Below are 12,153 nucleotides of genomic sequence, written 5' to 3'. Positions count from 1 at the left end.
GGGTTTACGCATGACCGCCCCGGGGGTATCTGCAGGCCAGCTCGCCCACCCCCCACTGGAGGCCTTCCATGCTCGCGATCGCCGCGGCCGTTGTTTTCGGCATCTACCTGCTTCTCGACCTGCTGGACGTGAAGACGACGGACCTGTTCAACTTCCCGACGTTCGCCGCTCTGGGCTTCCTGCTCCTCTCGCTGTACCTCGCCGGCATCGGCAGCGGCCCCAAGGGCGGCACCGGCGGTTCCGGTCGCCGGTTCTCCGGCCGTCGCCCGGGCCGTGGCTGATCTTTCTTCCTCGGAGGCGTCGTCCGGTCCCGGACGGCGCCTCCTTGTGTAGGCAAGGTCACTCTGAGTTCCCCACTATTGGTGCATTTCCGGCACCGGGTGGCGGGCCGGTACTGTCGATCCCGATGGAATTCGACGGACTCTTCTCGCTCACCGAGCCGGGCGGTGTCCGCACCGCGGCACCCGCCGGTGCGGAGTCCGGTTTCGCCCGCCCCGACCCCGGATCGCCGCTGCCCGTGCGCATGCGACCGGCCACTCTCGACGAGCTGGTCGGCCAGCAGCACCTCCTCGCACCGGGTGCCCCGCTGCGCCAGCTGGTCACCGGCACCACCCCCATGTCGGTCATCCTGTGGGGCCCGCCCGGCACCGGCAAGACCACGATCGCCCACCTCGTCGCCGGCGCCACCGACCGCACGTTCGTCGCCATGTCGGCCCTGACCGCCGGCGTCAAGGACGTCCGCGCGGTCATCGACAAGGCCCGCGCCGAACGCCGCCGCGGCGGCCCGCCCACCGTGCTGTTCATCGACGAGGTGCACCGCTTCAGCAAGACCCAGCAGGACTCCCTGCTGGCCGCCGTCGAGGACCGCACCGTCACCCTGCTCGCCGCGACCACGGAGAACCCCTACTTCTCGGTCATCTCCCCGCTGCTGTCCCGCTGCGTGCTGCTCACCCTGCGCGGCCTCGAGGAGGACGACGTCCGCGGCCTGCTGCGCCGCGCGGTCACCGACGAGCGCGGCCTGGGCGGCCTGGTCACCCTCACGACCGAGGCCGAGGACCATCTCGTACGCCTGGCGGGTGGCGACGTCCGTAAGGCACTCACCGCGCTCGAGGCGGCCGCGGGTTCCGCCGAGGCCCAGGGCCACACCGAGATCGACCTCGCCACCGCGGAGAAGGCGGTCGACGTGGCCGCGGTCCGCTACGACCGCGACGGCGACGCCCACTACGACGTGACCAGCGCGTTCATCAAGAGCATGCGCGGCTCCGACCCGGACGCCGCGCTGCACTGGCTGGCCCGCATGCTGGTCGCCGGCGAGGACCCCCGCTTCATCGCCCGCCGCATCGTCATCTTCGCCAGCGAGGACGTCGGCATGGCCGACCCCCAGGCCCTGCTGATCGCCGCTGCCGCGGCCCAGGCGGTCCAGACGGTCGGCCTCCCGGAAGCCGGCCTCAACCTCGCCCAGGCGGTCATCCACATGGCGACGGCCCCGAAATCCAACACGGTGACCACCGGCCTGTCCGCCGCCATGGCCGACGTCCGCTCCGGCCGGGGCGGCCCGGTCCCGGCCCACCTGCGCGACGCCCACTACCAGGGCAGCAAAGGCCTCGGCCACGGTCGCGGCTACCGCTACCCGCACGACGACCCCAAGGGCGTTGTCAGGCAGCAATACGTGCCGGATGATCTGACCGGCACGGAGTACTACACCCCCACCGACCACGGGGCGGAACGAGCTCTGTCGGAGCGCTTGCCCCGGTTGCGCAGAATCGTCCGGGGAGCCTCGATCCCGCCCCGCAGCCCCGCCCAGGACCGTCCTGCCCAGGACCGTCCTGCCCAGGACCGGCCCGCCCAGGACCGGCCCGCCCAGGACCGGCCCACCCCGGACCGGCCGGCTCCGGAGGGTGCGCCGCAGGGCGTCACCCCCGAGACGCCGAAGGTCGACGACAGCGGCGAAACCGCCGGAGAGGACCAGCCGTGAGCAGGCGCGGTGCCGAGAGGCCCGACGACGACGAGCAGCGGGCGGAACAGGCCGGCCGAGGCCGCCGCCTGTTCGGCCGCGGCCGCCAGGAGCCGGGCGAGCCCGAGCCGGAAACCGGCGAGGAGACCGGCTGGCTCGACGACCTCCGCACCGCCAAGCAGGAAGGCGGCGCGATCGGTCCCGGCACCGCCCCCGGCGAGGGCCGCTTCAGCAAGAGCGGCCGCAGCGCCCCCGGCCCGGACGACGTCCCCGACGACGACGACCCGTTCCCGCCGCTCCCGTCCTCCGCCCCCGCGGCCTCCTCCCCGGCCCCGCAGCCACCCGCCCCCCAGTCCGCCCCACCGTCCGGGCCGCAGTCCGGTCCGTTGGCCAGGCCGCAATCCGGTCCGTTGGCCGGGCCACCGTCCGGGCCGGGTGCTGGGCCGTTGTCCGGGACGCGTGGTCCCGGGCCCCGATCGGCAGCCCGCCCGCTGTCGCCGGCCCCGCAGTCCCCGGCGGGTGCCCCGTCCGGCGGACCGGCCGGTCGCCGCGTCCAGCCGAGCCCCCGTCCCGGAGCCGAGTCCCTGTCCTTCGGTGGCCCGGCTGTGGGTGGCCCGGCTGTGGGTGGCCCGGGTTCCGGCGGCTCGGCCCCGCAGCCCGCACCCCGTTCCCCATCAGCTGCCCCCCTGCCCGGCGGTGCCCGCGGTGCCGCTGCCCCCGGTGGTCAGCCTCCGGCTGGTGCGCCTCGTGGTGCCGCCGCTCCGGGTGGTCAGCCCTCGGCCGGCATGCCCCGCGGCGCCGCGCCGGCCGGTCAGCCGTTCCCCGGAGCGCCCCACGGCTCACCCGTCGCCCGTGGTGCCGCCCCGGGCGCTCCGCCCGTCTCCAACAGCCCTCGCGCCGGAGTCCCACCGGTCGCCGGCGGTCCCCGCGGCGCTGCCCCGGGTGTCGTACCCGTCTCCGGCGACCTCCACGGCGGCGGCCCCGCCGGACCGCCCGTCACGGGCGCCCCTCGCGGCCTGTCCCCCCGGGGCGCCGGTCCGGGCGGCCAGCCCGTCGCCGGAGGCCCGCGCGGTGCGGTGCCCGGCCCCCGTGGCTCGGCCCCGGACGGTCCCGATGCTGCCCGCGACCCCCATGGTGCCGCGCAGGGCGGTCCGCGTGGAGCGGCGCGGCCACCCGCGCCCGGACGTCCCGCACCCAGGCCCACGGGCGAGCAACCCGGGCCGGCAGGGGAACCGACCGGCCGCCGGGCCGCGCCGGATCCCGTCGTACCCGGTCAGAGCCGTCGTCAGATCGATCCCGGAGCGTTCGGCGGCCGACCCGACCCGAGCCGACCCGAACCGACCCGAACCGAGCCGACCCGAACCGATGCGAACCGGGCCGACCCGAGCCGGTCCGGCGCCTACCCGGCCCTCGGCGGTCCGTCCGGCACGTACCCGGCGGTCGGCGGTCCGTCCGGCGGATACCCGGCCCTCGGCTACCAGTCCGGTGCCTACCCGGCCGTCGGGCCCACCTCGGGCGTACCCGCATCGGGCAACGCTCCGGAGGTCCCCGGAGTCCGTCACACGGCGGGTGGCCGGCACGGCGCAGCCCCGGACGAGCCCATGCCCAGCAGGCCGGTCTCCCCGACCGGTCGTGCCGCCCGCCACCAGGGCGGTGACGACGGCGCCCCCGGTCGTTCCGCCCGCCACTCCGGCCAGGAAACCGGCCCGCTGACCCGGTCCGCCCGGCACCAGGAACCCGGCGAGGGCTACCCCGAGCAGCCCCGCGGCCGCCGCGCCGCACCCGGCGACCCGGAACAGAGCGGCCCGCTGCCCCGTACGGCACGTAGCGCCGGAGGTTACGGCGGAGCAACACCGCCGGTGAGCGGTGGCGCCGCGCGGCCGACCAGCGGCTCGAGCCGTCCGGTCTCGGCCGCGCCCGGCGAGAACCCGTCGAGCACCGGCCGGGTCCCGCAGGTCGAGCCGGGTGGCCGCCACGGTCGCCCCGACCCGTCCGGCAGCGGTCAGGCCGGCAGCGGTCAGGCCGGCAGCGGTCAGGCCGGCAGTGGTCCGGCCGGCAGCGGTCAGGCCGGCGCTCAGACAGGTCCCCAGGCCGGTCCGCATCCGACCGGCCCGATCCGGCCGGGTCAGGCTCCCGCGGGTCCGCCGGTGCGGGCTTCCGCGGCCGTACCGGTCGTGCCGGGGCGAGAAGGCGTGCGCACCCCCGCCCTCCCGGGCCGGGCCGGAGCCATGGCCGGAACGTCGTCCGGAGTCATCAGCAACACCGGTCAGATCCCGAAGGTCGGCGGCCGCGGACCGGGCGGACCGGTCCGGGGCACCGGCCGGGTGCAGCGGCCAGGACAACCGGAACAGGGCCCGGGCCGGGCCGTGGTCCGCCCAGCTCCCGGTCAGGCAGCTCCCGGTCAGGCAGCTCCCGGTCAGGCGGCTCCCGGTCAGGCAGCTCCCGGTCAGGCGGCTCCCCAGCAGGCGGGCCCGGGTCAGGGCGCACCGGACCAGGCCGGTCCGGAAGCACCCGGCCACTCAGGTCCGGGCCAATCCGCGCCTGGTCAGCCCGCGCCTGGGCAGCCCACCGCAGGCCGGGCAGCGCCGGGCCGGGCCGCGTCAGGCCGGGCCGCTTCCGGCCGAATCGCACCGGGTCAGGCCGCACCGGGTCAGGCCGCACCAGGTCAGGACGGGCCGGGTCAGGTCGGGCCGGGCCAGCCCGCGCCGGGTCAGGTTCTTCCGGGCCAGGTCGGCGCGGGAGCGAACGGCGAGCCGGAGCAGAGCGGGCCGGGACATGCCGGTCGCGGCGGGGAAGGTTCGAGGAGGACTGCCGCCGGGCAACCCGGCCGGAGCGGCGCGGTCCAGGCCGGGCGGGCCGCCGCGGGGATGCAGGCGGCACGGGGCGCCGGTGAGCAGCCGGGACGCGGACCCGGAGCCGCGCCGCAGGCCCGGGGTGCGGTCGATGGCACGCGTGCGGGTTCGGCAGCGGTTCCCGGAGCAGCGGTCCCTGGACAGGATGCGGCTGACGGGCCGGGCCGGGCTGGAGTACCGGGCCGGGCTGGAGTGCCGGGCCGGGCTGAGGTTCCCGGTCGTGGCGCCGCTGGAGTCCCTGGCCGAGCGCAGGTGGACGGTCCGGGCCGGGGCGCTGCCCAGGTTCCGGGGGCCGGATCGGCTGCGATTCCTGGCCGTGCCCCGGTTGACGGTCGTGCGTCGGTGGAGGGGCCGGGCCGGGCGTCGGTCGACGTTCCGGGCCGGGCGTCGGTCGAGGGAATGCGCCGCGAGCCGGTGGAGGGGCCGGGCCGGGCGTCGGTTGATGGCGCCGGCCGGGCGTCGGTCGAGGGCGCCGGCCGGGCGTCCGTCGACGGGCCGGGCCGGGGTAGTGCTCAGGTGCCCGGGACGGGTGCGGCTGAAGTTCCTGGCCGGGGCGAGGGGCGTGCGTCGGTCGAGGGACGGGCTGCCGGGGTCGCTGTGCCGGGGCGGGCGAGTGTCGCTGTGCCCGGGCGGGCCGCGGTCGAGGCGCCGGGCTGGGACGACGTGGGCCAGGACGACGTGGGCCAGGACGACGAGGGCTTGGGCGAGGACGGCTGGGCCGAGGACGGCTGGGCCGAGGACGCCGGCGAGGTCGCGGCCGGGCGGGGCAGTGCCCAGGTTCGGGCCGGTGGGGCCTCGGCGAGCGCTCGGGTGGGCGTACCGTCGGATGGTGGCAGTGGGGAGCATCCTCGGGTGCGGGCCGCCGCCGGCTCGGCCCCGGCTGAGGCCGGCGGCGCTGTCGGTGGGTTGAAGGGTGCCCGGTCCGAGTTGCGGCGGCAGATGCGGGCCAAGCGGCGGCTGCGGGTGCTGACCCTGGTCTCGGTGAGTGTGCTGGTGCTGGGCTTGCTGCCGTTGATTTTCGGGATCCGGTCGGCGATGCGGGATCCGGTGTTCACGTCGCTGGACTCGTTGTCGGTGCCGGCGTGGGCCGATGCCCAGCCGGAGGACAAGACCAGCGGGAGCCGGTGGTGCTTCATGGACTGCCGGTTCTGGGAGCGGGTGGTCCAGTCCGACAAGTCGTTCGACGAGACCGGTACGGCGTACGTGTCGGCGTTGACCGATGCCGGGTGGCAGCGTCGTGACGGTGAGTGCACCGACCAGCCGTTGGCGGAGGGTACGAAGTATTCGTGCTGGACCCGGGACGAGTTCAATCTGGACCTGTACGTGGGTCTGCCGCAGTGTGCCGTGGACGCCGTCGCAGCTCAGGACCCGGATGCTCTGCCGTCCGTCGGGCCTGACGGGGTGGTGGAGACCGCCGATCCGTCGACGTGTGTCGGGTCGACCGTCAGCATCAAGGTGCAGAACGCCGCCACCGATGAGCGGGGCTGGCCCGGGTCGGGGCTCGATCCCTCACTGGTGGGGGAGACGCCGGACCCCGTGCTGACGAATGAGCCGCTGCTGGAGCCGACACCGACGCCGTCGTGACGCGGACTCCGGTGACGGACGGTAGGGTCTGCACGTTGTCACGCTTAGCGGTCCGTCGGTAGAGGAGACGCGTTTAATGAACGCCGGAGAAATCGCAGGCCTGATCGCGGCGGGCGCGTTCCTGATGCTCGTGGTGGTGCTGGCCGTCCCGATCCTGAGGCTGCGGCGCACCGTGGACGCCGCCACCCAGGCCATCAACGACCTGAACGACCGGACCGGGCCGTTGCTCGGTGAGGTCACCCAGACGGTGCAGAACGTGAATGTGGTGCTGGGACAGACCCAGGTCACGATGGACGGTCTGAACGTGCAGCTCGCCAAGATCGACACGATGACCGAGCACGCGCAGAACGTCACGGCCAATGTGGCGAACCTGACCACCGTGGTGTCGGCTGCTGCCGCGAACCCGCTGGTCAAGGTCGCTTCGTTCGGTTACGGCCTGCGGAAGGCCGCGTCCGCGCGCCGCAACGCCGAGGACGAGCGCGAGGTCCGTACCACGCTGAAGCAGCGCCGCAAGGCCGCCCGCGCCGGGCGCTGAGAAACCGGAGATATCACCCATGAAGCGGTTGCTCTGGCTGGGCGTGGGCCTGGCCGTCGGTGCCATCGTCGTCCGCAAGCTCACCCAGAAGGCCAACGAGTTCACCCCGTCCGGTATCGCGACGTCGCTGTCGGAATCCGCTGGCGGACTCGTGGAGTCGCTGCGTAGCTTCGTGGAGGACGTCCGGGAGGGCATGGCCGAGCGGGAGCAGGAGATCCACGAGGCCTTCGCCGCGGGCGAGTTGTACGAGGACAAGTTCGCCGACCTGCGGGAGGATCCGCAGGACGGTTCACATGGGCGGCATGCCCAGGAGGGTCAGCGATGAAGACGGCGGAGATCAAGCGGCGCTATCTGGCGCATTTCGAGGCCAACGGGCACACGGTCGTGCCGAGTGCCCCGCTGCCGGCCATCGACGACCCGAATCTGCTGTTCATCAACGCCGGCATGGTGCAGTTCGTCCCGTACTTCCTGGGTCAGCGGACGCCCGCGTTCTCGCGTGCGGTCAGCGTGCAGAAGTGCATTCGGACGCCGGACATCGACGAGGTCGGCAAGACGTCGCGGCACGGCACGTTCTTCCAGATGAACGGCAACTTCTCGTTCGGTGACTACTTCAAGGAAGAGGCCATCCGGCTGGCCTGGGAGCTGTCGACGAACCCGGTCGAGAAGGGCGGCTTCGGCCTGGACCCGACGCGGATCTGGCCGACCGTGTACCTCGACGACGACGAGGCGTTCGGGATGTGGCAGGCCATCGGCGTGCCCGCCGAGCGGATCGTGCGCCGGGGCAAGAAGGACAACTGGTGGCACATGGGCATCGCCGGCCCGGGTGGCACCTGTTCCGAGCTGTTCTACGACCGGGGCCCGGAGTACGGCAAGGAGGGCGGCCCGGAGGTCGACGAGGACCGGTACATGGAGTACTGGAACCTCGTCTTCATGCAGTACGAGATCACCGACGTGAAGAGCAAGGAAGACTTCACGATCGTCAGTGACCTGCCCAAAAAGAACATCGACACGGGTATGGGCCTGGAGCGGGTCGCGTCGATCCTGCAGGGTGTCGACAACCTGTACGAGATCGACGAGGTCAAGCCGATCCTGGCCCGGGCGGCGGAGCTGACCGGCAAGGTCTACGGCGCGCACTCCGGTCACGAGGCCGGCCAGTCGCACCCCGACGACGTGCGGCTGCGGGTGGTCGCCGACCACGTGCGCACCGCGCTGATGCTCATCGGTGACGGTGTCACGCCCAGCAACGACGGCCGCGGTTACGTGCTGCGCCGGATCATGCGCCGGGCGATCCGGGCGATGCGGTTGCTGGGCTGGGAGGGCGCGACGTTCCCCGAGCTGCTGCCGGTGGCACGGGACTGCATGGCGCCGTCCTACCCGGAGCTGGCGGAGGAGTTCGTCCGGATCTCCACCTACGCGTACGCGGAGGAGGAGGCGTTCATCTCCACGCTGCGGGCCGGCACCACGATCCTGGACACCGCGCTCGAGGACACCAAGAAGGCGGGCGGCACCACGCTCGGTGGCGCGCAGGCGTTCCAGCTGCACGACACGTACGGCTTCCCGATCGACCTGACCCTGGAGATCGCGGCCGAGCAGGGCCTGACGGTCGACCAGGACGGTTTCCGGCGGTTGATGGCCGACCAGCGGACCCGGGCGAAGGCGGACGCGAAGGCGCGCAAGACCGGCCACGCCGACCTGAGCGCGTACCGCACGGTGCTGGACGCGGGTGGCCCGGTCGAGTTCACCGGTTATGCCGAGGTCACCCGGGAGTCGCGGGTGCGGGCGCTGCTCGGCAGCGCCGGTCCGGTCGAGGCGGCGGGCGAGGGTGACTACGTCGAGCTGGTGCTCGACACGACCCCGTTCTATGCCGAGGGTGGTGGCCAGCAGGCCGACACCGGTCTGATCAACGTGGGCGGCGGGCAGGTCGAGGTCGTCGACGTGCAGCAGCCGATCCCGGGCCTGATCGTGCACAAGGCGCGGGTGGTCCGCGGTGAGGTGCGCGCGGGTGAGGCCGGCTTCGCCGAGATCGACATCACCCGGCGCAAAGCGATCTCGCGGTCGCACACGGCGACCCACCTGATCCACCAGACGATGCGCGCGTTCCTCGGTGAGTCGGCGACCCAGGCGGGTTCGCTGAACGCGCCGGGCCGGCTGCGGTTCGACTTCAACACCCCCGGTGCGGTCGCGCCGAGTGTGCTGCACGACGTCGAACAGCAGGTGAACGAGGTGCTGCTGCGGGACCTCGAAGTTCATGCGTTCGTCACCTCGCAGGAAGAGGCGCGCCGGCTCGGTGCGATGGCGCTGTTCGGGGAGAAGTACGGCGACGAGGTCCGGGTGGTTGAGGTCGGGGACTACGCGCGTGAACTTTGTGGTGGCACGCACGTCGCCCGTTCCGGCCAGCTGGGCCTGGTGAAGATCCTCAACGAGTCGTCGATCGGTTCCGGCGTGCGCCGGGTCGAGGCCCTCGTCGGCATCGACGCGTTCGGCTTCCTGGCGAAGGAACACCTGCTGGTCACGCGCCTCGCGGAGCTGTTCCGGGTGCCCGGCGACCAGGTCGCCGACCGGGTCGAGCAGACCGTCACGGCGTTGCGCGACGCCGAGAAGGAACTCGAGAAGATGCGCGCGCAGATGGTGCTCGGCGGTGCCGGCGCGCTCGCGGCCCAGGCCAAGGATCTGCATGGGGTGGCGTTCGTCGGGGCCGAGGCGCCCGAGGGCGCGGCGGCGAACGATGTGCGTACCCTTGCGCAGGAGATCCGGACCAAGATCGACTCCGCGCGTCCCGCGGTGGTCGCGGTCGCGGCCCGGTCCAACGGCAAGGCGTCACTGATCGTGGCCGTCAACGCGGTCGCCAAGGGTCGCGGTCTGTCCGCGTCCGACCTGGTCAAGGGCGCGTTGTCCGGGCGGGGTGGCGGCAACGCCGATCTCGCGCAGGGCGGCGGGGTCCCCGCCGACCAGGTTCCGGCGCTGCTGGCGGCGGTCGAGAAGGCGGTCGACGAGGCCGCCTGAGAGGGGTGGGTGGCCCGATGAGCGCTCCAGCTCGGGGTAGGCGGCTGGGCGTCGATGTCGGTAAGGTGCGCGTCGGGGTCGCAATGAGTGACCCCGACGGGATCCTGGCCACCCCCCTGGTCACGGTCGCCCGTGACATGGGGGCGGCGCCCGACGCCGTTCCCGGTGACATAGCTGAGCTCGTTCGCCTCGTGGGGGAGTACGAGGCCGTGCAGATCGTCGTCGGTCTCCCCGTGCGCCTCAACGGGCGTGAGGGGGATGCCGCCATCGACATTCGTGCGTACGCTGAGCGGCTGGAACGTGCGGTCGGGCATGTTCCGATAGTCCTGGCGGACGAGAGGATGTCGACGGTTGTCGCAACCCGTAGGCTTGCCGAGCGCGGAGTCCGGGGTAAACGGCAGCGCGCGGTCGTCGACCAGGCGGCCGCGGTGGAGATCCTGCAGAGCTGGCTGGACGCACAGCGGAGGCAGACGAGATGATCGACGAGCTTGACCTCGCGTTCGACGAACAGGCCGAACGCGGTAAACCTCGCCACCGGCGCGGCGCCAAGGGAACCAAGGGCGGCAAGGGCAAGACCGCCGTCGCGTTCCTGATGATCTTCGTGCTGCTCGGTGTGCTCGGCGTCGGCGGCTACCTGGGCTACGAGAAGGTGCGCGGGTTCTTCACCGCCGCCGACTACGACGGTGCGGGCACCGACGCGGTGCAGGTGCAGATCGAGGAGAACGCCACCCTCACGAGCATCGGTAACACCCTGGTCGACTCCGATGTGGTGAAGAGCACAGCCGCGTTCACCGAGGCCGCTGATGCGAACCCCAAGGGCAAGAACATCCAGTCGGGCACATACAACCTGAAGAAGCAGATGTCGGCCGAAGCCGCCGTCACGATGCTGCTCGACCCGAAGTCGCGCGTCACCAACGGGGTCACGATCCCCGAGGGCAAGTACGCCAACCAGATCTACGACATCCTCGCGAAGGCGACCGGTCTCAAGGCGTCGGAGTTCAAAGCGGCGGCGAAGGATCCCGAGGCGCTCGGCGTCCCGGATTTCTGGTTCACCCGTACGGACGGGCAGAAGGTGACGAAGTCGATCGAGGGCTTCCTCTTCCCCGAGACGTACGAATTCCCGCCCAAGGGCACCGCCGCGGAATACCTGCAGATCATGGTCCAGCACTTCCTCACCGTCGCCGACGAGATCGACTTCGTGAAGAAGGCCGAGGCCGACCGGCACATCAGCCCGTACGAGGTGCTGACCGTCGCGTCGCTCGCGCAGGCCGAGGCCGGTAACAAGGACGACCTGGGCAAGGTGGCCCGCGCCGCGTACAACCGGCTTTACGTCGGCAGCCCCGAGCTTGCCTGCAAGTGCCTCGAGTACGACGTCGGCATCAACTACTACTACCAGCTCACGGGCAAGCCGACGAAGCCGTCGGGCAAGATGACCCGCGAGGAGCTGCGCGACCCGAAGAACCCGTACCGCCTGGCGGACAAGGAAGGCCTCACGCCGACCCCGATCAACAACCCGGGCAAGGCGGCCATGGAGGGCGCGCTGGCACCGCCGAAGGGCAACTGGATCTACTTCGTCGCGATCGACAAGCAGGGCCACTCGGCGTTCGCTGACAACCTCGCTGAACACAACAGGAACATCGAGACGGCCAAGAAGAACGGCGTGCTGTAAGGCGCTAGGGTCTGTGTCGTGCCATCTCACCAGGGCCGCACTCACCAGGGCCGCAAGGTCGCCGTCTGCGGCAAGCCGATCGCGCACTCGCTCTCCCCGGTCATCCACGCCGCCGGTTTCGCCGCGGCGGGGCTGTTCGGCTGGAGCTACGGGGCGATCGAGTGCGCCGAGTCCGAGCTGCCGCAGCTGGTGGCCGGGCTCGGCCCGGAATGGGCCGGTCTCTCCCTGACGATGCCGCTCAAAGAGGTGGCTCTGGCGGTGGCCGCGGACGCGGCGCCGGTCGCGATCGCGGCCGGCGCGGCCAACACTCTGGTACGCCGCCACGACGGCACCTGGTATGCCGACAACACCGACATCGCGGGCATAGTGCGGGTGCTGCGCGATGCCGGCCTGCACCACGCCGGGCCGTCGAGCCATGGGCCGTCGACCGCTGGGCCGTCGACCGCTGGGCCGGCGAGTGCTGGGCCGGCGAGTGCTGGGCCGGCGAGTGCTGGGCCGGCGAGTGCTGGGCCGGCGAGTGCTGGGCCGGCGAGTGCTGGGCCGGCGAGTGCTGGGC

At 72.6% G+C, this 12,153-nt stretch carries 10 protein-coding genes and 1 pseudogene; 9 read left to right on the top strand and 2 right to left on the bottom strand.

All coding sequences use genetic code 11. The annotated features are described in order from the left end of the window. Window positions 1-68 precede the first annotated feature (68 nt). The gene (locus ACIA6A_RS33550) at window positions 69-281 is read left to right on the top strand and encodes a hypothetical protein (RefSeq protein ID WP_396101989.1); all 213 of its coding nucleotides are present in this window, start codon (window positions 69-71) and stop codon (window positions 279-281) included. Window positions 282-406: 125 nt separating this feature from the next. Next, window positions 407-1,975 carry an AAA family ATPase gene (locus ACIA6A_RS33545; RefSeq protein WP_396101988.1) on the top strand — a complete coding sequence of 523 codons (1,569 nt, stop codon included), beginning with the start codon at window positions 407-409 and terminating at the stop codon, window positions 1,973-1,975. A gap of 818 nt (window positions 1,976-2,793) precedes the next feature. Here the strand turns inward: ACIA6A_RS33545 and ACIA6A_RS33540 are convergent. Together ACIA6A_RS33540 and ACIA6A_RS33535 are read right to left on the bottom strand one after the other, a co-directional pair. Next, on the bottom strand, window positions 2,794-4,473 hold the full coding sequence (locus ACIA6A_RS33540) for a pentapeptide repeat-containing protein (RefSeq protein WP_396101987.1): 1,680 nt from the start codon (window positions 4,471-4,473) through the stop codon (window positions 2,794-2,796). 81 nt (window positions 4,474-4,554) lie between these two features. Beyond that, window positions 4,555-4,731 (bottom strand): hypothetical protein, encoded by a 177-nt coding sequence (locus tag ACIA6A_RS33535; RefSeq protein ID WP_396101986.1) that lies wholly within the window; start codon window positions 4,729-4,731, stop codon window positions 4,555-4,557. A gap of 696 nt (window positions 4,732-5,427) precedes the next feature. On the opposite strand from ACIA6A_RS33535, the gene ACIA6A_RS33530 reads away from it, so the two are divergent. The 7 genes and pseudogenes from ACIA6A_RS33530 to ACIA6A_RS33500 all read left to right on the top strand — a co-directional run. Further along, window positions 5,428-6,390, top strand: a complete 963-nt coding sequence (locus ACIA6A_RS33530) for a hypothetical protein (protein WP_396101985.1) — start codon at window positions 5,428-5,430, stop codon at window positions 6,388-6,390. Between the two features lie 76 nt (window positions 6,391-6,466). Beyond that, a complete protein-coding gene (locus ACIA6A_RS33525) occupies window positions 6,467-6,925 on the top strand; it encodes a DUF948 domain-containing protein (protein ID WP_396101984.1) in 459 nt (152 codons plus the stop codon). A gap of 19 nt (window positions 6,926-6,944) precedes the next feature. Next, entirely contained in the window at window positions 6,945-7,250 is a 306-nt protein-coding gene (locus ACIA6A_RS33520; RefSeq protein ID WP_396101983.1) for a hypothetical protein, read from the top strand. Beyond that, the gene (gene alaS / locus ACIA6A_RS33515; protein WP_396101982.1) at window positions 7,247-9,928 is read left to right on the top strand and encodes an alanine--tRNA ligase; all 2,682 of its coding nucleotides are present in this window, start codon (window positions 7,247-7,249) and stop codon (window positions 9,926-9,928) included. Before ACIA6A_RS33520 ends, alaS begins: the two co-directional genes overlap by 4 nt. Before the next feature lie 17 nt (window positions 9,929-9,945). Continuing rightward, window positions 9,946-10,407 carry a Holliday junction resolvase RuvX gene (gene ruvX / locus ACIA6A_RS33510; RefSeq protein WP_396101981.1) on the top strand — a complete coding sequence of 154 codons (462 nt, stop codon included), beginning with the start codon at window positions 9,946-9,948 and terminating at the stop codon, window positions 10,405-10,407. Continuing rightward, window positions 10,404-11,597, top strand: coding sequence for an endolytic transglycosylase MltG (gene mltG / locus ACIA6A_RS33505; RefSeq protein WP_396101980.1), 1,194 nt, complete (start codon window positions 10,404-10,406; stop codon window positions 11,595-11,597). Before ruvX ends, mltG begins: the two co-directional genes overlap by 4 nt. Window positions 11,598-11,615: 18 nt before the next feature. Next, window positions 11,616-12,153: pseudogene (locus tag ACIA6A_RS33500) on the top strand (shikimate dehydrogenase); the annotation flags it as partial.

The organism is Actinoplanes sp. NPDC051494, assembly GCF_044454705.1.
Lineage (GTDB): Bacteria > Actinomycetota > Actinomycetes > Mycobacteriales > Micromonosporaceae > Actinoplanes.
The sequence above is the reverse complement of the archived record's forward strand: the minus strand, read 5'-3'. Positions and strand labels throughout refer to the sequence as shown.